This is a genomic window from uncultured Campylobacter sp. (assembly GCF_938041645.1).
In the GTDB taxonomy this organism is placed as follows: Bacteria; Campylobacterota; Campylobacteria; order Campylobacterales; family Campylobacteraceae; genus Campylobacter_B.
On the sequence record NZ_CALIST010000045.1, the window covers coordinates 1 to 19,600 of the forward strand.

The window sequence follows — 19,600 nt, forward strand, 5'->3', positions numbered from 1 at the left end:
ACAAGTATAATCGCCTTTTTCTCAAATTTAAAAGAATTTGATAAAAAATTATTAAATTTAGATAAAATTTAATCAAAGCAACGACTAAGCATGTTGGTCAAAAAATTTTATACAATAACGTTAGTCGTTTTGATTTTTTTGTAAATAACGATAAACGCTCGGTTCTGAGATATTTAGATATTTGGCCACTTTGGGTATCGATCCCTTGACGTTGAAAATTCCGTTTTCATAAAGCTTTTTAATACACTTAGCTCTATTTTTAGGCTTTGTATCGCTCGCGTTTAGATCATGCCTTTTTAGTATATCCTCTATTATCTCTTCTATATTTTCGCTAAGTTGCTCTATTGCGTCTTGAGCGCTTGTTTTGGTATCTTGTGCAGTTAAATTTGCAAGCTTTAAAAGATCGTTTGAAAGCTTTTCAAATTTACTTCCGTCATAATTTATACATAGCATTCCTTCGATATTTTGTCCATTTTTTATAAAAAAGGTCGAGCCGTTGATCTTTAAATTTGAACTAGTTTTTGCCTTATAATTGGTTATATAATCGCATTCGAGGTACTTTTTTGATTGGATAAGCTCCAAAGCAAAACCCGTTAGTGGAGAGTTTATACTACGCCCGCTAATATGAGAGTTTTCGATGGCTACTACGCTTGAGCCTTTTTGATTTATATCGTGCAAAACTATTTCGTAGTTCTGACCAAGAACTTTGCCTAAAAATTTTATCAATTTTTCATACTGTCTTTTTAAATCATCAGTCATATTTCATACCTCGTTTAAAATTATAAAGATTAAGTAGCAGTCATTTTAACTAGCACAATAAAGTTTAAATTTAAACACAATTATACAACCTAGTTCAATGTTTTGCTCGCGCGTAGGCCAAAATATATTCAAAGCCCGAATATAGCGTCAGTACAACTGCGATCCAGAGTAGGGCGTTTGCATAGGGCCATTGCATCGTTAGCCAGCCGATAGCGATCATCTGAAAGACCGTCTTTACCTTGCCCGCCATCGACGCGGCGACCTCTACGCCGTCGCCCGCCATCGCCACGCGAAGGCCCGTGATAAAAAACTCGCGGATTAGGATTAAGTAGATCGCCCAAGCACTGGCGCGCCCGATAAACATAAGCCCCAAAAAGCCCGCAAGAGTTAGCATCTTATCGGCGAGTGGATCGATGATGGCGCCAAGTCTCGTTTTTTGGTTCCAAGAGCGCGCGATGTATCCGTCGAAAAAGTCCGTAACGGAGGCGATGACGAAGACCAGTGCGGCGAAATAATCGATCCAGCTGACGTGCACAGAGCCCACCATGCCGCCGTTCGCATGGCCTGCTAGTAAGATCAGCCAGAAAAACAGCGGCGCCAGTGCAACGCGAAAGCTCGCTAAAATATTGGGTAAATTTAGCATTATTTAAAGGTCGTTCCGCCGTCGACGATGAAGGTGTGCCCCGTCACCCAGCTAGCTTTGCTCGAGCATAGAAATAAACATGCTCCCGCCAGATCCTCCGGCTGCCCCATACGTCCTAGTGGGCTAAGCTCGGCGGTTTTATCGCGTACCTCTTCGTAGTTGGTAAAGGCTCGCAGTGCGTCCGTCTCGATCGGTCCGCCGCTTACTACGTTTACGCGGATGTTTTTCTCGCCGAGTTCGGTTGCGGCGTAGCGCGCCATCGCTTCAACGGCGGCTTTTGCCGTGCCGTGACCCGCGTAGTTTTCGATATAGACTAAATTTCCCGTGGAGCTAAGCGAGATGATCGAGCCGCCGCCTACCGCCTCCATGCGCTTTGCTGCCTCTTGAGCGCCCACGACGAAGGCATTTACGGTCGCGGTAAAGATATTGTTGATACCGCGCGGCTTTAGCCTCATAAATTTAGTGTATCCGCCCGCGACCGCGCGACCCGAGATGATGGCGTTTGAGATAAAAAAATCCACTCGCGCAAAATCCTCGTCGATCTTGGCAAATAGCTCCTTATAGGTCTCGGGCTCTAAGATATTGAGCGCATAAGCGCGCGCCTTGATGCCGTAAGCCTTCTCAAGCTCGGCTGCTTGCGAAGTCGCTAGCTCCTCGTTGGAATTATACGTAAAGGCGATATTTGCTCCCGCAGCTGCGAATTCCAAAACTATCGCCCTGCCTATGCCTCTCGTGCCGCCGCTGATAACTAGCGTTTTTCCTTTAAATTCGTTCGTCAATTAAAATCCTTTGATAGTGTATTGTTTCATTACGTTTTCTATTTTTTTGAGGTTTTCCGCGCTCGGCTCGCAAAGCGGCAAGCGGTACTCCAAGCTCGGCGTCAGACCCGCGATATACATCGCCGCTTTGATCGGGATCGGATTGCTCTCGCAGAATAAAATTTTATTGATCGCGTAGAGATCGTCGTTGATCTGCTTAGCTTTTAAAAACTCATTTTGCAGCGCAAATTTCGTTAGTCTCGCCGTGTAATCGGGCAGTAAATTTGCCGTAACGGAGATCACTCCCTTGCCGCCGTTACTTAGGATCGGATAGTTGATCGCATCCTCGCCGCTAAGCACGCTAAGGCGCGGCTCGTGCGCGAGTAGATCAACGCATTTATCGATGCTGCCGCTAGCTTCTTTGACGCCGTAGATGTTCTCGCAATCGTTAAAAAGCTTGATGATCGTATCTGCGGCGATATCGCAGCCGGTGCGTCCTGGGACATTGTAGAGCAACACCGGCAGATCTACCGAGCTTGCGATCGCCTTGTAGTGCAGATACAACCCCTTTTGGGTGGGTTTATTGTAGTAGGGTGCTACGGATAAAATTCCGTCCGCGCCGTGAGCCTGCGCAAACTGCGCGAGCCCGATCGCTTCGTGAGTTGCGTTGCTGCCCGCGCCCGCTAGCACCTTGACGTCCGTGCCCTTGCACGCATCTACGGCGATCTCGATACAGACGCGGTGCTCGTCGTGCGTCAGCGTCGCGCTCTCGCCCGTGGTGCCTACGGGCACGACCGCGCTTATGCCGTTTGCGATCTGTCTTTTGATGAGCTTGGAGTAGGTCTGCTCGTCGAGTTTGCCCTCTTTAAAAGGCGTGATCAGCGCCGTCATAGAGCCGATTATGACATTTTTATTCATCGTTTTCCTTTCGTAAGATAATGCTCGTGGAATTTTTGAGACTTAGATAGGTCTTCATCGCTTTTTTAACCGCGTTTTTATCAAGGCTTTTGATCTCGCGCTCCAGCCTAAATAGCGCGTCCAGATCGCCGCGGACGATGTAGCTGCCGTACATCTGCGCTACCTTGCTAGCGCTGTCGAGGGAGTAGATCAGATCGCTACTTAGGGTGTTTTTGATCTTTAGCATATCGTTGTCGCTTATTTTAGCTTTTTTGGCTTTTTCGATCAGCGCTAAAATTTCATCTCTTAGCGCCTCGCCGCTTACGCCCTGGTTGCAAACGGCAAAGACTATAAATAAATTCTCGTCCTTACCGCTCATATCGTAGATATTGATCTGATTGGCGAGCTTTTTCTCATCGACCAGCACGCGCTGTAAAAGCGAGCTCTTGCCGCCGCTAAGATATATATCCATCGCTTTGATCGCCGCGGCGTCAGGGTGGTTAAACGGCGGAATTTTAAAGGCGACTGCAACGATCTGCGCTTCGCTGTTTTTGTAAATAATGCTAAGCTTCTCGCCGTCCTGCACGGGCTCGGTGCAGTGAAGGCTCGGAATTTCGCTTTTGTTTTTTACGGGCGCGAAGTATTTTTTTGCCGCATCAAACGCCGCCTTTTCGCCGATGTCGCCGGTGATCAGCAACACGGCGTTTTGCGGCTGATAAAATTTAGCGTGAAATTCCTTGATGTCTTTGATGCTCCAGTTTTCGATATCCTTGCGAAAGCCGATCGGCGTCCAGTGGTACGGATGGTACAAAAACGCGGCGTTATAGAGCCTGAAAAATAGGTATCCGAACGGATCGTTATCGGTGCGCCACAGCCGCTCCTCGAGCACGACCTTACGCTCGGGCTGAAATTCTTTGTCTTTGAGGCTTAAGTTTTGCATTATGTCGGCGTAAAGATCCAAGCAGAGCTCTAAATTTGAGTTCGCGCACTTGATGAAATAGTGCGTGTAATCAAAGCCCGTGCTTGCGTTATTTACGCCGCCAAAGCCCTTTACGATTGCATCAAACTCGCCTGCCTTGCGATTTTTCGTGGATTTAAAATTTAGATGCTCCAGCATGTGCGCGATGCCGCTTTTGCCCATCACCTCGTCGCGCGAGCCGACGTTGTAAAAGACATCCACGCTGATGACGCCGCTGCCTTTATTCATCGGGATGTGATAAATTTGAAGCCCGTTTTGCAGCGTGATTTTCTTAAATTTCGGAAACATTAATCTTTTTTCGCCTTTCGTTTTTTGCTTGAGTTTTGCTCCGCGTCTTGGGCGCCGCTCGCTTTTTTGGCCTCTTTAAGCTCTTTGGTCTCTTTGGCCTCGGCATTTTTAGTTTTGGCGCTGCCTTGCTTTGCATTTTTGACCTTGGAGCTTTTGCTTTCTGCGCTATTTTTCGGCGTGGCTTTAGTTTTAGAATTTTTGCTTTCTATGTCGTTTTTTGACGCGGCTTTGGTCGCGGTTTTATTTTTCGGCGCGGTTTTTGTTTTTGCGGTTTTGCTCGCCGCGCTGCTTTGTTTTGCGTTTTTGACCTCTAAATTCTCGCTTTTTGCATTGCTTTTCGAGAGATTTTTAGCTTCAGCGTCCTTCTGCTGCGAGGCGTTATCCTGTACGGCGTCATTCTGCGAAGTATTTTTTAAAATTTTACCGCGCTTGGAACCTGCGCCGCTTTTTGAAATTTGACTTTGTTTTTGATTCGCGCCGCTTTTGGAGGTAGTTTTTGAAATTTTATCCTGCTTCTCATCGGCGCCGCCTTGCTTTGCGCTTTTAGTCTCTAAATTCTTGCTCTTTGCGCTGTTTCGTTTTGTATTTTTAACCTCGGAATTTTCGCTCTCCGCACCGCTTTGCTCGATTGATCTTTGATCCGTCGCGGTATCTGCGCTTACCAAGGCGTTTAAATTTGCCGAAGTGCCGGAATTTTCATCCGCTTTGGAGATTGAGTTTGTTTGAGCGCTCGAAATTTCATCTGTTTTAGCGGCGAGAATTTCATTGACTTGGACGCTCGATATTTCGCTTTTGCCGTCGTTAGAATTTTCGTCCGCATCCCTGCTTTCGGGCGCGTTTGAAATTTCATCCGTTTCCTTGCCTTCGGTCGCACTCGAAATTTTATCCGCTTTAGCTTCCGCGTCTTTATTTTTGTAAGCGCGCAAATCCGCGCCGTCGCCGCGACTTTCGGCCTGATCGCCTCTGATGCCGTATCCTTCGCCCGCGCGATCTTTTAAATTTACCCCAACCGCCTCGCTTATGTTATTGAAGCCGTCTGCGCGCAAAAGCTCCGCTAGCCCCTCGTTGATCGATTTTGCGACGAACGGGCCTTTGAAGATAAAGGCGGTAAAAATTTGAACCAGGCTCGCGCCCGATTTGATGCGCTCATAGGCCTCCTGCGCGCTGTCTATGCCGCCGCAGCTGATTAGGACCGTGCGGCCGAAGAGCTCGTGAGCGACCTGTGCGAAAAGCTTTCGCGATTTTTCTGTGATCAGCCTACCGCTTATGCCGCCGAAGTCCCTAGCGTTGGGGCTTAGAGAATAATCGACGCTGGTGTTGTTTATGATGATGCCGCTTGCGCCGCTTTGCACCGCGCACTCGCACAGTGCGATCGCCTGATCCGCGCTCATATCGGGCGCCAGCTTTAAGACGAGCGGTCTGTTTGTGATTTTTTTCATCGCTCCGATCAGCTCGCTTATGAAGCTGTTTTCTTGCAAAGCGCGCAGATTTGGAGTGTTCGGCGAGCTTACGTTGATGATGAAAAAATCGCAAAGCCCGTTAAATTTACGACCTAAGGCTTCATAATCGCTCAGCGCATCCTCGTTCGGGGTAGCCTTATTTTTGCCGATATTTGCGGCGATAGGGATTTTAAAAGGATAAATTTTTCGCACGCGACGCTCGATAACATCGGCGCCCTCGTTGTTAAAGCCCATCGCGTTTTGAATGCTCTGCTCGCTAACGAGGCGAAAAAGTCGCGGCTTTTCGTTGCCGCTTTGAGGTCGCGGCGTAAAGGTGCCAAAATCGATGTGTCCGAAGCCAAGAGCCGCCAGCGGCGCGATCATCGTGGCGTTTTTGTCAAAGCCGCCCGCGATACCTACGGGGTTATCGAAGCTGAGATTCCATATATTTTGAGTTAAAATTTCATCTTTGTAAACGCCAAATTTTGCCAAAGCTTCAAGTCCGCCCGGGGTCGCATAGAGCGCGCGAAGTCCGAATTCTGCGATCTTATGAGCGGTTTCTGGATCAAATCGAAAAAAGATCTTTTTCAAGGTATCATAATTCATAATTTTTCCTCAAATTTTGCGTAATGGTAGCTAAAATTTAATTAAATATAGATAAGGATTTCGCGCTGAATTGCAATTTGCGACGGTTAAATTTAGTTTTAGAATTATGCGAGAAATGCCGGTAAAATTTCTACGATTTGCCGCGTCGATCTAAATTTACGCAGAAGTTCAAAGATGCGCGGCGCAAATTTTATAAATTTAGCGAGCTGCGATACATATCAAAATGCGCGGTGTCTGCAATACAGCTCGCGATGGCGGGCGTTGCCGCGATTTTATCCTGCGTCAGATCTGCGCTCAATCCCGCCCAAGCTAAATTTTAAAATTTAAAGCGTTCTGCTCGCGCCGTTTGAGCTTTAGCGCGCGTCTTTGCCGCCGAAGGCAGCGATCATCGTGCCCAGAGGAATGATCGTAACGCCCAAAATAATCGCTAGCGGGTTTAGCAAGGACAGCTTGGCAAGCAGGTAGATCGCCGCTACGAGCGCCGCGTAGGATAGAATTTTAAACGGAGAGAAAAACGCCCCCGCAAAATTACTCCGAACCTCGCTCCGCTCAAGCTCGCCCTCAAAATCGTCCGCGCCTTCGAAATCATCCTTTGATCCATCGTGCGCGCCGCCAATCCCGCCTCCAAAATCGCTCGTACCGTCGCCCGGCTCGCTGCTATCTACATCGCCGCCACGATTGCTGTTACCTGCACCGCCGCTCCACTCGCTGCTATCTAGGCCGCCGCCCAGATCTCTGCTCACTACATTTTTCAAGTCGCCGCAACGCTCGCCTATGTCGCCTTGCGAACTATCGCTAGCTTCGTCGCTTATGCCGCCGTATGAGTCGCTGCAAGTCGCGCTGACATTCATATTAAATTTATCGGCGGCGTGTTCCAAGGCGGTCGCGTCGCAAGCGGAGGTTTTGTCGTCGCTCTTCGTAGAATTTACGTCGCGCTCGCCAGCGGAAGCTCTGCCGTACTCGGCGGCGAAATTTTCGGTATCTTCGTCGACGGCGGAGTTTGCGGCGCACCCAGCGGAGCTTGCGGTACACTCGGTGGAGTTTGCGATACACCCAGCGGCGGTCTCATCGTGCGTGACGCAACTATCGCCGTTTTCGATGCGGGTCTCGCCGCTAGTGAAATTTACGGCGTCTTCGGAATTTTGCGCGTTTAAAATTTCGACGCCTGAATTTGCGCCGCTAAAATTTTCGCTCTTTAAAATTTCGCCGCCGCAAGTTTTGCCGTATGAAATTTCATCGCCGCCGCTCGCGCCGCCTCGGTTTTTGCCACCAAGACTTGCGGAATTCGTATCGTTTGCGGAAGTTTCGCCGCTTATGAAACCTGCGGAATTTTTAGAGCTTTGCTGCAAAATTTCATCGTATTTACCGGCTCTTAGCTCATCTTCTATCTTGTTTCGGTAAGCGCGAAACGAAAAATATACCGCGCCGAATGCGCCCAAAAATCCGGCCTCCAAGCTAAGAAGCCACGCAAGCGCCCGCACGCCGAAAGAGCCCGAGCCGAAAAACCCTGCGCCGCAAAGCGCTAACCCAAGCAGGACAAACGCCGCGTTTAGCGCGCAGTATATGAGCAAAAATCGCCTATTCAATCCCGCTCATCCAATTCGTCGTCGTCGAAATTTTTCGGATCCGCCTTGTATTTCGGATCGTCCTCAAGCTCCTTTAGGCTCGAATTTAGCGCCTTGCACGCGCGGTAAACGTTCAAAAACGCCGCTGCGATGCCGATAGCGATGCCAAGCCAGAGCAGAAGCAGCGAGCCCGTGAGGCGCCGTAGTCCAAGCCCGATCGCTACGCCGATGCCGATCGCTACGACGATTGAGATGCCTAGGCTGATGTCGCAGGCGCCCTTTACGATTTTGTTTAAATTTTTCGTTACTCTCATCTAAAATCCGTAAAATTTTAAAACGCAGCCCTTAAAGCGCCGCCATCGCTTCATCTGCCGCGTTTAGCGCAAAGTCGATCTGCGATTCGTCCATCGTGGCGCAGATGAAGCCCGTCTCAAACTGACTAGGTGCCAAAAATACGCCGCGCTTAATCATCTCGCCGTGAAATTTTTCAAAGCGCGCGGTGTCTGCTCGCAAGGCGCCGTCATAGTCGCGCACCTCTTCATCCGCGAAAAAGTAACCGAACATCGAGCCGACGCAGGCGGTTTGCAGCGCGATGCCACGGCGATTTGCTATGGCGCAAAGCCCGTCTGTGAACCTGCGTGCTAGCTCGCCGAGCCTTTCGTAAAGGCCGCTGCTAGCGTAAATTTTACTTAGGCTGGCGATGCCCGCAGCCATTGCGACGGGGTTCCCGCTTAGCGTGCCTGCTTGATACACCGCTCCTAGCGGGCTTATCATATCCATGATTTCGCGCTTGCCCGCAAACGCCGCCACGCTCATACCGCCGCCGATGACCTTGCCGAAGGTTACCAGATCGCCGCGGACGCCGTAGATGCCGTAGCTGCCTAGCTCGCTCGCGCGAAAGCCGCTCATTACCTCGTCGATTATCAGCACGATCTTTTTCTCGTCGCACAGCGCGCGAAGCTCGGTTAAAAATTTAGGATCAGCGGGTACTAGGCCCATATTACCCGCGATAGGCTCGATGATGATCGTGCCGATGTCGTTTTGCGCTAGGACGTCTTTAACGCTTTGAATGTCGTTGTATCTGGCTAGGTAGGTGTTTTTTGCGACGTCCTGCGGTACGCCCGCGCTGCTTGCGTTACCGAAGGTGCTTGCGCCGCTGCCCGCTTTGACGAGCAGGCTGTCGCTGTGGCCGTGGTAGCAGCCCTCAAATTTTAGAATTTTATCCCGTCCGCTAAAGGCGCGCGCAAGACGGATCGCGCTCATCGTGGCTTCCGTGCCGCTGCTGGTAAAGCGGATCTTATCTAGGAAATCGAAATTTTTTAGCACGAGCGAGGCAAGCTGCGTCTCAAGCGGGCTGGATGCGCCGAAGCTTAGCCCCTTTTTGGCGGTTTGCACGACGGCGCGCTCGATGTCTGCGTCGGCGTGACCGAAGATGAGCGGACCCCAGCTCTGCACGAAGTCGAGATATTTTTTGCCCTCGACGTCGTAGATATACGAGCCCTCGCCGCGATCCACCATAAAAGGCTCACTGCCTACGTTGCCGAATGCTCGCACCGGCGAATCGACGCCGCCCGGGATAAGTTTTTGTGCTGCTAAAAATTCGTCGTGATTATTCATTTTTTCTCCTTCTTTTTTGGTTGATTTATCGACTTTATATATTTGTAGATGATGATGATCTCGTTTTGCGTCAAGAAGTAGCTTGGCATCACGTCGCGCGAGCTGCTGATCCCGTCGGCGAGCTCCTGAAGCGAGAGAGCGTTGATCGGCGGCGCATTTAGGGCGCGCTCGTAGTAGGCGCCCGAGGTGCGGTTAAATTCTTTATACGTCGCGATTAGCGAGCCCTCGCCCTTCTCGCCGTGGCACTTGTCGCAGCCGATGCCGCGGGGGTTTTTATAGAGCATCGCACCGTATTCCTCGTCGGTGATGAAGCTCTCGGCTTGTGCGCCGCGAGGCAGAAAAAATATGGTTGCGGTTAAAAATAGCGCTAAAAATATGAAATTTCGCATCTTCTCGTTTCGAATTTTTGGCGCAATAATATAAAAAATGTGCTTAAATTTCATAACGTCGCTATCTTTTCGATTCCCTCGAAATAAAAGACGTTTAGCTCATCCTGCCTGCGGTAGAGGAATTTTAGTCCGTGTGCCTTAGCGATGTTATCGACGATGTAGAGCCCCAGGCCGAAGCTTTGTTTGGCGTTCGTGCCCTTGACGAAAGCCTCTTTGTAGTAGCTAAAGTCTTTCTGTAGTGGCTCTCCGAGCGTTATGAAGTCCATCGTTTCAGCGTTTAGGCGGATTAAAATTTTACCGTCTGAGGCGTATTTGACGGCGTTGTCGATTAAATTTTTCACCGCGACGCAAAAGAGCTTCAGATCGACGTTTAAGCTTAGGCCTAGCGGATTTTGCAGCGTGACGCAGCAGGGCTCGATCATCGCGATGCAGAGAGCTTCTTTTAAAATTTCATCCATGGGAAAAATTCCTCGTTCGACTAGCGCCGTGCCCGCAGTCGCGCGCTCGACTGCCGCAAATTCGTTGATTAGGCTCTCCAGCCGCTCAAAGACCGAGATGAGACGCTCCTGATTTTTACCGTGCTCGATCATCTCGACGGCGATGCGACCCTTTGTGATGGGAGTTTTGAGCTCGTGCATTATGTTTCGCAAAAACAGATGGCGCGATTCGTTAAGCTTGTTTATCTGCGTGACCGCCTCGTAAAATGCGTGCGAAACCTCGGAAATTTCGTCGTTTCCTACGCTTACGTCCTTGATCCGAAGATCGCCTTTAGCAAATTTATCGATCTGGCGCTTGAGCTTGCGAAGAGGGCGAATTTTGCGGATGATGAAAATATACGCAAGCAGGATGATTACCAAGATGACGCCGTAGATCGCTTTGAAAATATCGTAGCGGTAGGGCTGATACTCCTTGTCGTTTAAAAGCCGCGTCTCTCCAGCGTGAGTGATTTTTAAGTAGTGTTTGCGTTTAAAAAGCAAGATGTCCGCAGAGCCGATGTCTGCGGAGATGCTATCTAAAATTTCGGCGCCTTTAATGATCTCATCGCGCTTGGCTTCATCGCGGATGGTCGAAAACTCGAAATTTGCGACCTGCCGTTCGTATTCGACATCGCTGATGAGCTTGCTCATCTGATATAGGTTCGCGCGCGCGACGATGGAGTACTTGGAGTTTAGCTCGCGGGTGTAGTTTTGCTGATCGTAGCCGATGAGCCAGAGTAGAGCGAGCGAAACGCCCACGGCAGCGAGCGCGAAGATGAACGTGATGGTATAAAAAATCGACGATCTTACTTTCATTAAATTTATATGATCCTTAAATTTTTAAAATTTCAAAGCTTTGAAGCCGCGGGCTTGCTTTGGCTTTAATGCGCAGACCGGCTTACGGCTTGCTCGGCTTTAAATTTACAGCGCGTAAATTTTAAAATTTCATTGCAAAGCAGGGCGCTTTTAAATTTAATAGCCGCGCCGCTTTAAATTTTTAAAATTTACCCTTTCGTTGCCATGGGCTCTGTCTTTTACAACTCGTCTTGCGCGTAGAGCCGAACTGCTTGCCGAATTCGACGATAAAATTCCACGCGCATCCAGTCGCGTGCTAAATTTATAACTACAAAATTTTATCGTAAAATTTTAACGCTTCAGTTGAGGCGTCTTAAATTTAAAGGGCAAAATCGCGCGGACCGACTTGCGATTTAAATTTTGCCGCACCAAGACCAATTAAATTTAAAGCTTTAAAACTGCGAGCATTTAAATTTCATCGCGCAAGCTCGTCTATAGTGCAAGTCCGCTCATTGTATTAGTTTATAACCTACGCCGCGGATAGCGTGGATGTAGCTGGGCGCCTTGGACGTTTCGCCGAGCTTTAAGCGGATGCGACCGATGATGACGTCGATGCTTTTGCTCGAGGATTCCTCGCTTATGGAGCTGCAGTTGTAGATGAGCTCCTCGCGGGTGATCGCGCCGCCTTCCTTTTTGATGAGATACGAAAGCACGTCGTATTCGGCGATGGTGAGCGATAGTGGCTGTCCTTTGAAGCTGATGACGTGGCGGAAATCATCCACTTCGAGGTCTTTTTTTGGCTTTGCGGCGCGCTGAATGGAGTTTATGTCGTAGCGCTCGATGTGGCGTTTGATGCGCGCTAAAAGCTCTTGCGGATTATAGGGCTTTGGCAGATAATCGTCCGCGCCGAAGTCAAAAGCGTTGATCTTATCGGTCAGATCGTGGCGGGCGCTTGATATTATGATCGGTATATCGGTGTTTTTGCGGATCTCTTTGCAGACCTCAAGCCCGTCCATCCCAGGAAGCGTGAGATCTAAAATCACGAGGTTGAAATTTTCTAAATTTAACTTAGAAAGCCCCAAAAACGGATCGTCCGCGACGGTAATATTGATATCGTATTGTTGCAGATATTCGCTTAAAATTTCGGCGAGTTCTAAATCGTCCTCTATCATTAAAATTTTAGTCATAAAAAAGCCTTTGAAATTTTGCGCGGATTATAACAAAATATAGTTTATATATTTTAAAGCGGCAAATTTGGGCGAAATTTTATAAAAATGAAACGCGGAGGGGAGAAATTTTGAAATTTTTCGAAACCGGGCGAAAATTCAAAAATCAGCCCCAAAAATATGGCGGAATTTTGAAATTTAAAAAAGCGAAATCTGAAAAATTGACGAATTTGGGCTAAATTCGGCTAAATTTTGCCGATTTTTGCGTTTTTTTCTTAAAAAACTATTGTATTTTTTGCGAAACTATTGTAGAATACCGCCGAAACCACTTTATTTTAAAGGATTAGCATGAAAAAAGCTGATTTTATCCAAGTAGTTGCCGAGAAGGCAGGTCTTTCTAAAAAAGATACCGTTAAGGTAGTTGATTCTGCACTTGAGGCTATCAAAGAGCTTTTGGTAAAAGGTGATGACATAAGCTTCATCGGCTTCGGATCTTTCGGCATCGCAGAGCGTGCGGCTCGCGAGGGTAAAGTTCCTGGCACAAACAGAACTTACAAATCTCCTGCTACTAAAGTAGTAAAATTTAAAGTTGGTAAACAGCTAAAAGAGGCTGTTGCAGCTGCAAAAGGCAAGAAGAAAAAATAATTTTCTTGCTCCAAGCCCCGTCTTCGGGGCTTTTCTCTTTTAAATTTATACAATCATAACTTTTTAAATGCCCGAGTGGTGAAATTGGTAGACGCACCAGACTCAAAATCTGGCGAGGGCGACCTCGTGTCGGTTCGATTCCGACCTCGGGCACCATAAATCTTCTTTAAATTTTATCTGTAATTTCAACCGCCTTTTGCAAATTTCAACTTGCTATAAAATTTTTTATACTATTATTACTGCGGTATTTCTTTAAAAGAGGCAATTATTTATGATACGTAAAATTCTTATCGCCAATCGCGGCGAGATCGCGGTTCGCATCATTAGAGCCTGCAGAGATCTGCATATCGGAAGCGTCGCGATCTACACCAAACCCGACGTCGATTGCTTACACGTAAAAATCGCCGACGAGGCCTACGAAGTCAGCACCGATGCGCTAAAAGGCTATCTGGACGCTAAAAAGATCGTCGAAGTCGCCAAAGAGTGCGGTGCCGATGCGATACATCCTGGATACGGCTTTTTGAGCGAGAATTATGACTTTGCAAGAGAGGTCGAAGACGCGGGCATTATTTTCATCGGTCCAAAACCCGACGTTATCCGCAAAATGGGCAATAAAAACATCGCTCGCTATCTGATGCGCAAAAACGGTATCCCGATCGTGCCCGGCACCGAAAAGCTAAATCACGAGAGCATGGATACGATCAAAAAATATGCGCGCGAGATCGGCTACCCCGTGATTTTAAAGGCTAGCGGCGGCGGCGGCGGACGCGGTATCCGCGAGGTGTGGGACGAAAAAGATATGGAGAGCGCCTATGACTCGTGCACGAGAGAGGCGAAGACCTTTTTTAATAACGATGAAATTTTTATGGAAAAACTTGTCGTCAAGCCGCGCCACATCGAGTTTCAGATTATCGGCGACAATTACGGAAACATTATCCACCTTTGCGAGCGCGATTGTTCGATCCAGCGCCGCCATCAAAAGATCATCGAGATCGCGCCGTGCCCCTCCATTAGCGAGCATCTACGTAAGACTATGGGTACGACCGCGGTAGCTGCGGCAAAAGCGGTGAATTATACCAATGTCGGCACGGTGGAATTTTTGCTTGACGATTACAACAACTTCTATTTTATGGAGATGAATACCCGTATCCAGGTCGAGCACGGCATCACTGAGGAGGTCACGGGCGTCGATCTCGTCGTGCGCCAGATCCGCATCGCAAACGGCGAAATTTTAGAGCTTGAACAAAGCGATATTAAGCCGCACGGCTATGCGATCGAGGCGCGTATTACCTCCGAAAACGTCTGGAAAAATTTCACCCCGGTTCCCGGCACCGTTAGCGATTATTATCCCGCGCTAGGTCCTTCGGTGCGTGTCGATAGCCACATCTACAAGGGTTATAAAATTCCGCCGTTTTACGACTCGCTTCTAGCCAAGCTCATCATAAAAACCACCGACTACGATCTAGCCGTCAATAAACTAGAGCGCGCGCTGAAGGAGTTTCGTATCGAGGGGGTGCGCACGATTATTCCGTTTTTGCTTAGCATAAGCAAGTCTCGCGAATTTCGACTCGGCTTTTTCGACACGAGCTACGTCGAGAAAAATTTAGATAAAATTTTAGAAAACACCATCGACGATATGCAGCCGAATAAAAACGAAGCGATCGCCGCTATCATCGCTGCGATGCGTAAATCTGCGCGGATTTAGGAAAGAGCATGGATTTTTTAGATAGCCTAAAAGATATAAAAAAGGATATGCTTAAGGACAAGGCGGCAAGCTCCGCGCCCAAAAAGCCCAAAAAACCTAATCCAAATCGCGACGAGTTTAAAGATATTTTTAAAGATGATGATTTGAGCTTGCAAAGCGGGGGCGTCCTAGACGGTGCCGCGGAGGAATTCGACGCAGCCAAAGAGAGTATCGCCGCACGCGAAAAGCGCCTCAAAGACGAGTTTTTAAAATACGTGGACGCGGCAAATATCAAAAAGCTGAATGACTGAAATTCCATTTTGTACGCTGGATTTTGCCTGCCCCTATCTAGGCGGCAGAGCCGCACGCAGCGAGTATCTCTACATAAAAGATTGCGACTTCGAATATAATTCAAGCTTAGTGCAGCACGGCTACCGCCGCTTCGGCAGGTATTTTCAAAAGCCCATTTGTGCGGGATGTGCGGAGTGCAAAAGCCTGCGTGTCGATGCTTCAAATTTTAAATTTAGCAGATCGCATCGTCGCGTCTATAAAAATAATCGCACGACCGCCTATGTATGGCAATCTCGCCCGCTTTTAAACGATGCTCGTTTGGAGCTTTTCGCGCTCTATCACGACTACATGCATCTAAAAAAGGGCTGGCCTGTGCAAGAGATCGATTTTGAGCGATATGATGAAATTTACGTCCAAGGCCACGGCGACTTCGGCAAAGAAATTTCTTACTACGACGAGGACGGGCGGCTTATCTGCGTCGATCTCATCGATATCGTGGATGACGGCATCAGCTCGGTGTATTGCTACTACGATCCGTATCTGCCGCATCTAAGTCTGGGTAAATTTTCGCTTTTAAAACAGATCGAGTTCGCCCAAGAACTGGGGCTGCGCTGGATCTATCTGGGCTACGCGGTGAAGCAGTGTCCGAGCCTAGCGTATAAATTTAGCTACGAGCCGTATGAAATTTTAAACTCATACACAGAGCTTGACGCTCCAGCCGTGTGGGAGGGGCGCATACAGAGATAGGTTCCACGCGCGGACGCCAGGAGCGACCTAAATAGACATACGCGCTGCGCGGAAAAATGGGCTCCGCTTGCCTTTACGGCCTGTAAATACGCGGCGCGCGGTAGAGGTTATTCCGCCGTGCAGATACGACGCGGTATGTAAAAGTGCCTCTCATCGTTAAAATTTACTCTAAAATTTTGCGCGTTATGAGTCTTCAAGGCTTTTGAGTCACGGCAGGCGTTAAATTTTGCGCTGAAATTTAGCACCGCTCGGCCTGCAAAAATATCCGCAGTGATAAAATTTAAGGCGATGAAATTTAAAAGGAGAGCGGATGAATTTGCAAATTTTACGGCAAGCTCGGCATTTACGTGTCGCAAGACGGCACGCGCGACTTTTGATCGTATTTGGCTCTTGAGTGCGCGCGAAAAAGGACGATTAGTTTCGTAATATAACTCTTACGCTGCCGCAATTAGCCTTGGCGCTGCGACCGGCTTCGGCATTGACCTAATTTCGGTATCGCGATCGGCTATAGCGTCGCAACCGACGCCGCTACGTAAGCGGCGAAGCGCAAAAAGATGGCTTATAAAGCACGATACAGCATATATTTTGTAAAATTTAAGCAAACTGCGAAGCCGCAATAAGACGACCGGTTACGGCAAATTTATTAGCTCCACCTTGTTTTCCAGCTTTTTTGGGATCAATAAAACCTTGCCGTCGCTTGAGATGTCCGCAGGCCTTTGCATCGCGCCGAGGTTTATTTTGCGTATCTGTCCGTTCGCATCGATACGCCAAATTTTACCGCTTAAAAGATCCTCGCCCCAGTCGCTGATTAAAATTTCGCCGTTTTTTCCGCGCGCTATGCCGTAGAAAACCCCCTTCATATCCGCAAAGATCGAAATTTCGCGAGATTTCAGATCCATGCTTAGCACGCGCCCAGGAACCTTTCCGCTAAGATCGAAGGTGGTGATCAGAAGCTTGTCGCCTTTAGCCAAAAGTCCGTTTGGGCTGCCTAGCGATGGATCAATGCGCGCAAACTCATCCGCGGTGCGCGAGAGCAAGTCGATGCGCCAGATCGTCCCACGCGCGGGATCGCTTGCGAGCAAAACCTCGCTACCGAGCGCTACGACGTCGTTTAAGGCCTGCGCTCCCTCGATTTTTAGATTAAAAACCTCCTGACCTTTGCTAAAGCCTCTGATTGCATCCAGATCGCACACGTAGAGCACGTCGCCGATCTGCGCCATTCCGCCAGGATTTACCAGATCGTCTATAAAATTTGTCTCAACGACACCCGAGTTTTTTACTATGCGGCTGATGAAGCCGTCGCGCTCTTGTGGATCTTCACTACTGCCGCGATTTGCGATGTAAAAAGCGTCATCGGTAATGAGCGAACCACTAGGTGCGCTAAATCCGTCGATCTCTAGGCCAAAAAGCGCACCCGCCAAGGCGCACGAAAGTAGAACTTTTTTCATAATCTCTCCTTGATTTCGCCAAAATTTTAAGAATTTTAAAATTTTAAGGGAAGCGACGAGCGCCGGGTTAAAATTTTAAAATTCGCGGCGAGCTTTAAGATGAGCGAAATTTAGACCCGCAGAGCAAATAAAAGTGCAATTTTAGTTAAACAAGGCGGCTTAATCGGCAAAATTCTAGCGGGTCGGAAGGTCTTGCTTCGCGCGTTGCTTTTAATTTGATGCGTCGAAGCCGAAGCGAGTAGGTTTTGTGTGCGCTTTAGTTTACGCCATCACTCGCGGAATTACGCTGTAAAATTTAGCCACATCGCGCGGACCGCAAGTTTCGCATACGTAATTTATTTAGGCAGTTGCTTTAAAATTTTAATTCTACGAGCGGATATTCTTTTGCAAATTGTGGGCGTGATTTTGATTCGCAGATGAAAGCGTTACGTTTAAAGACGCCTCCGCTTTAAAATTTGATTTAATTTAAACAAAGTGTGATTAAAATGCGATTTAAATTTTATGTACCACGGGTGTAAAATTTCGGTCGCGAAAAGAGAACCTGCCGCAAAAATTATTTAAAATTTACAGTGCACAAAACGCCTTTTGAAATTTAAAAATTTTAAAACGAGTCTATATGCTCTTTAAAAATTTAATACGTGAAATTTAAACTTTGAATAGAACGCGCCATCCTATCCTTACTGCGCCTTTAAAAATTTAATATGCTAAATTTGAAACACTGGACTCAAATCCCGCCGCCATAACTACTTTAAAAATTTAAAGCGTAAAATTTAAACCCCAGCTTTAGAATCGGGCGCGGATAATAAAATTGGCTTTTAAGATTTAAAGCACAAAATCAAATCGCTCTATCGTACGGTCGTGGCAGTGGCTTTAAATTTTAATATGCAAAATTTTAAATCAAGTGTCGCGCGTACGACTAATCGCAGCCGTTTGCTTGAATTTTAAATCGTAAAATTTAAATCGTAGAAATTTAATGCGCGCGCCGAAGCGGGAAGTGAAAATCTAAAGCGCTCTGGCTGACTTAGATGCTAAAATCCTCGCCGAGGTAGAATTTGCGCACATTCGGATCGTTAGCTATCTCTTTTGCGGTGCCGCCGGCGAACAGCTCGCCGTCTTTGATGACGTAGGCACGGTCGCAGATCGCAAGCGTTTCGCGGACATTATGATCGGTGATGAGCACGCCGATGCCAAGATCGCTTAAATCGCGCACGATGCTTTGGATATCGTTAACGGCGATCGGATCGACGCCCGCAAACGGCTCATCTAAAAGTAGAAATTTCGGCGTTATCATTAGGCTTCGCGCGATTTCGCAGCGCCTGCGCTCGCCCCCGCTTAGGCTCACGCCTTTGCGCAATCTGATTGGCTCGATGTTGAGCAGATTTAGCATCTCATCGACCTTACGTGAGGCTTCGGCTTTATTTTTATAGGTAATCTCCGCGGCGAGCATTAAATTTTCCTCAACGCTAAGCTCCTTAAAGATGCTGCTTTCTTGTGGCAGGTAGCCGATGCCGAGCTTGGCGCGTTTGTGAAGCGGAACCTTTGCGATGCTATTTTCATTAAGCAAGATATCGCCGCCGCTAGCGCTTATCAGCCCGCAGATCATATAAAACGTCGTGGTTTTGCCCGCGCCATTGGGCCCTAGCAGCCCTACAATCTCGCCATTGTAAAGTTCTAGCGAGATTCCTTTGATGATCGGCGTGCCTTTTATGGTTTTTTTAAGACCCCTGACTTCCAGTTTATGCATAGCTTACCTCGTATTTTCGCCCTTGCGCGTGTGGCGTGATCCTCACTACGCAAAAATCAAGCTCATATTTTTTAAGTAAATTTATCAAATTTTCATCCGCCCATTCGATCAGATGAAGCCCCTCTTCAAATAAATTTTCAAATAGTCCGTTTTTTAAAATCCCCTCACAGCCGCCGTTATAGATGTCGTAATGATAAATTTCGCCGTAGTTTTGCATGATCGAAAACGTAGGCGAGTTCACGTGCTCGTCTAACCCATGCGCCCGCACGATCGCACGCGCAAGCGTCGTTTTGCCGCTGGCAAGATCGCCGATGAGCAAGATTATGCCGCTTTTTGGCAGAGCCTGCACGAGGCGTGAAATTTCATCCTCGCCGCAGAGCAGTTCAAAGCTCTTGGACATACTTTGCTTGCTCGTTTTTGGGCGTATTTTTCGCGCTAGGAAAGGCTAGAACCTTAAAGCTTTGTTTTCTATCCAAAAAGCTTATCGTGATTACGTCGCCGATTTTAAGCTCTTTGGCGGGCTTTGCCATGACGCCGTTTACGGCTACGACGCCGCTTTTGCACATATCTTCGCTGATGGCGCGCCGCTTGGTGATATTGACTGCGTTTAAAAATTTATCAATTCTCATAAGCGTGAGTTTAGCGATATTTGCCTTAAAAGCAA

19 protein-coding genes, 1 tRNA gene and 1 pseudogene are annotated in these 19,600 nt (G+C 48.0%); 5 read left to right on the top strand and 16 right to left on the bottom strand.

The window, feature by feature from the left end; genetic code table 11:
- Positions 1–120 precede the first annotated feature (120 nt).
- From Q0600_RS06610 to Q0600_RS06665, 12 genes and pseudogenes are all read right to left on the bottom strand, one after another.
- A complete protein-coding gene (locus tag Q0600_RS06610; RefSeq protein ID WP_298758373.1) occupies positions 121–759 on the bottom strand; it encodes a PAS domain-containing protein in 639 nt (212 codons plus the stop codon).
- A gap of 94 nt (positions 760–853) precedes the next feature.
- Complete coding sequence (gene pgsA / locus Q0600_RS06615) at positions 854–1,405, bottom strand: CDP-diacylglycerol--glycerol-3-phosphate 3-phosphatidyltransferase (RefSeq protein WP_298758442.1); 552 nt, start codon at positions 1,403–1,405, stop codon at positions 854–856.
- On the bottom strand, positions 1,402–2,181 hold the full coding sequence (locus tag Q0600_RS06620; RefSeq protein ID WP_297942168.1) for an enoyl-ACP reductase: 780 nt from the start codon (positions 2,179–2,181) through the stop codon (positions 1,402–1,404). The genes pgsA and Q0600_RS06620 overlap by 4 nt, the downstream gene beginning before the upstream one ends.
- A complete protein-coding gene (gene dapA, locus Q0600_RS06625; RefSeq protein ID WP_297880386.1) occupies positions 2,182–3,078 on the bottom strand; it encodes a 4-hydroxy-tetrahydrodipicolinate synthase in 897 nt (298 codons plus the stop codon).
- Complete coding sequence (locus Q0600_RS06630) at positions 3,071–4,324, bottom strand: pitrilysin family protein (protein WP_298758379.1); 1,254 nt, start codon at positions 4,322–4,324, stop codon at positions 3,071–3,073. Before Q0600_RS06630 ends, dapA begins: the two co-directional genes overlap by 8 nt.
- 992 nt (positions 4,325–5,316) lie before the next feature.
- Positions 5,317–6,369, bottom strand: a pseudogene (locus Q0600_RS06635) (quinone-dependent dihydroorotate dehydrogenase); the annotation flags it as partial.
- A 353-nt stretch (positions 6,370–6,722) separates the two neighbouring features.
- Positions 6,723–7,955 (bottom strand): hypothetical protein, encoded by a 1,233-nt coding sequence (locus Q0600_RS06640; protein ID WP_298758382.1) that lies wholly within the window; start codon positions 7,953–7,955, stop codon positions 6,723–6,725.
- Complete coding sequence (locus tag Q0600_RS06645) at positions 7,952–8,248, bottom strand: AtpZ/AtpI family protein (RefSeq protein WP_298758385.1); 297 nt, start codon at positions 8,246–8,248, stop codon at positions 7,952–7,954. The genes Q0600_RS06640 and Q0600_RS06645 overlap by 4 nt, the downstream gene beginning before the upstream one ends.
- A 31-nt stretch (positions 8,249–8,279) precedes the next feature.
- A complete protein-coding gene (hemL, locus tag Q0600_RS06650; RefSeq protein WP_298758388.1) occupies positions 8,280–9,551 on the bottom strand; it encodes a glutamate-1-semialdehyde 2,1-aminomutase in 1,272 nt (423 codons plus the stop codon).
- Positions 9,548–9,940 carry a cytochrome C oxidase subunit III gene (locus tag Q0600_RS06655; RefSeq protein ID WP_298758391.1) on the bottom strand — a complete coding sequence of 131 codons (393 nt, stop codon included), beginning with the start codon at positions 9,938–9,940 and terminating at the stop codon, positions 9,548–9,550. The genes hemL and Q0600_RS06655 overlap by 4 nt, the downstream gene beginning before the upstream one ends.
- A 50-nt stretch (positions 9,941–9,990) precedes the next feature.
- On the bottom strand, positions 9,991–11,232 hold the full coding sequence (locus Q0600_RS06660; protein ID WP_298758394.1) for an ArsS family sensor histidine kinase: 1,242 nt from the start codon (positions 11,230–11,232) through the stop codon (positions 9,991–9,993).
- A gap of 488 nt (positions 11,233–11,720) precedes the next feature.
- Positions 11,721–12,398, bottom strand: a complete 678-nt coding sequence (locus Q0600_RS06665) for a response regulator transcription factor (RefSeq protein WP_298758396.1) — start codon at positions 12,396–12,398, stop codon at positions 11,721–11,723.
- A 327-nt stretch (positions 12,399–12,725) separates the two neighbouring features.
- Here Q0600_RS06665 and Q0600_RS06670 point away from each other — a divergent pair, with 327 nt between their 5' ends.
- From Q0600_RS06670 to Q0600_RS06690, 5 genes are all read left to right on the top strand, one after another.
- Positions 12,726–13,022 carry an HU family DNA-binding protein gene (locus Q0600_RS06670; protein ID WP_177389243.1) on the top strand — a complete coding sequence of 99 codons (297 nt, stop codon included), beginning with the start codon at positions 12,726–12,728 and terminating at the stop codon, positions 13,020–13,022.
- A 69-nt stretch (positions 13,023–13,091) separates the two neighbouring features.
- Positions 13,092–13,178, top strand: a tRNA-Leu gene (locus Q0600_RS06675).
- A gap of 115 nt (positions 13,179–13,293) precedes the next feature.
- The gene (locus tag Q0600_RS06680; protein WP_298758397.1) at positions 13,294–14,727 is read left to right on the top strand and encodes an acetyl-CoA carboxylase subunit A; all 1,434 of its coding nucleotides are present in this window, start codon (positions 13,294–13,296) and stop codon (positions 14,725–14,727) included.
- An 8-nt stretch (positions 14,728–14,735) separates the two neighbouring features.
- The gene (locus Q0600_RS06685; protein ID WP_298758400.1) at positions 14,736–15,017 is read left to right on the top strand and encodes a hypothetical protein; all 282 of its coding nucleotides are present in this window, start codon (positions 14,736–14,738) and stop codon (positions 15,015–15,017) included.
- Positions 15,010–15,744, top strand: a complete 735-nt coding sequence (locus Q0600_RS06690) for an arginyltransferase (RefSeq protein WP_298758403.1) — start codon at positions 15,010–15,012, stop codon at positions 15,742–15,744. The genes Q0600_RS06685 and Q0600_RS06690 overlap by 8 nt, the downstream gene beginning before the upstream one ends.
- 629 nt (positions 15,745–16,373) lie before the next feature.
- Here Q0600_RS06690 and Q0600_RS06695 read toward each other — a convergent pair.
- From Q0600_RS06695 to Q0600_RS06710, 4 genes are all read right to left on the bottom strand, one after another.
- A complete protein-coding gene (locus Q0600_RS06695; RefSeq protein ID WP_298758406.1) occupies positions 16,374–17,192 on the bottom strand; it encodes an ATP-binding protein in 819 nt (272 codons plus the stop codon).
- 1,021 nt (positions 17,193–18,213) lie between these two features.
- Positions 18,214–18,936: an LPS export ABC transporter ATP-binding protein gene (lptB, locus tag Q0600_RS06700; RefSeq protein WP_291937416.1), complete on the bottom strand. Its 723-nt coding sequence runs from the start codon at positions 18,934–18,936 to the stop codon at positions 18,214–18,216.
- Entirely contained in the window at positions 18,929–19,336 is a 408-nt protein-coding gene (gene tsaE, locus Q0600_RS06705) for a tRNA (adenosine(37)-N6)-threonylcarbamoyltransferase complex ATPase subunit type 1 TsaE (RefSeq protein ID WP_177386993.1), read from the bottom strand. Before tsaE ends, lptB begins: the two co-directional genes overlap by 8 nt.
- Positions 19,320–19,565: an RNA-binding S4 domain-containing protein gene (locus tag Q0600_RS06710; protein WP_298758409.1), complete on the bottom strand. Its 246-nt coding sequence runs from the start codon at positions 19,563–19,565 to the stop codon at positions 19,320–19,322. Before Q0600_RS06710 ends, tsaE begins: the two co-directional genes overlap by 17 nt.
- Positions 19,566–19,600 lie beyond the last annotated feature (35 nt).

Coding starts and splice junctions, on each gene's coding strand:
- Q0600_RS06610 (WP_298758373.1), bottom strand. CDS start 759: ATGACTGATGATTTAAAAAGACAGTATGAAAAATTGATAAAATTTTTA.
- dapA (WP_297880386.1), bottom strand. CDS start 3,078: ATGAATAAAAATGTCATAATCGGCTCTATGACGGCGCTGATCACGCCT.
- Q0600_RS06630 (WP_298758379.1), bottom strand. CDS start 4,324: ATGTTTCCGAAATTTAAGAAAATCACGCTGCAAAACGGGCTTCAAATT.
- Q0600_RS06645 (WP_298758385.1), bottom strand. CDS start 8,248: ATGAGAGTAACGAAAAATTTAAACAAAATCGTAAAGGGCGCCTGCGAC.
- hemL (WP_298758388.1), bottom strand. CDS start 9,551: ATGAATAATCACGACGAATTTTTAGCAGCACAAAAACTTATCCCGGGC.
- Q0600_RS06655 (WP_298758391.1), bottom strand. CDS start 9,940: ATGCGAAATTTCATATTTTTAGCGCTATTTTTAACCGCAACCATATTT.
- Q0600_RS06660 (WP_298758394.1), bottom strand. CDS start 11,232: ATGAAAGTAAGATCGTCGATTTTTTATACCATCACGTTCATCTTCGCG.
- Q0600_RS06665 (WP_298758396.1), bottom strand. CDS start 12,398: ATGACTAAAATTTTAATGATAGAGGACGATTTAGAACTCGCCGAAATT.
- Q0600_RS06670 (WP_177389243.1), top strand. CDS start 12,726: ATGAAAAAAGCTGATTTTATCCAAGTAGTTGCCGAGAAGGCAGGTCTT.
- Q0600_RS06680 (WP_298758397.1), top strand. CDS start 13,294: ATGATACGTAAAATTCTTATCGCCAATCGCGGCGAGATCGCGGTTCGC.
- Q0600_RS06685 (WP_298758400.1), top strand. CDS start 14,736: ATGGATTTTTTAGATAGCCTAAAAGATATAAAAAAGGATATGCTTAAG.
- Q0600_RS06690 (WP_298758403.1), top strand. CDS start 15,010: ATGACTGAAATTCCATTTTGTACGCTGGATTTTGCCTGCCCCTATCTA.
- Q0600_RS06695 (WP_298758406.1), bottom strand. CDS start 17,192: ATGAAAAAAGTTCTACTTTCGTGCGCCTTGGCGGGTGCGCTTTTTGGC.
- lptB (WP_291937416.1), bottom strand. CDS start 18,936: ATGCATAAACTGGAAGTCAGGGGTCTTAAAAAAACCATAAAAGGCACG.
- tsaE (WP_177386993.1), bottom strand. CDS start 19,336: ATGTCCAAGAGCTTTGAACTGCTCTGCGGCGAGGATGAAATTTCACGC.
- Q0600_RS06710 (WP_298758409.1), bottom strand. CDS start 19,565: ATGAGAATTGATAAATTTTTAAACGCAGTCAATATCACCAAGCGGCGC.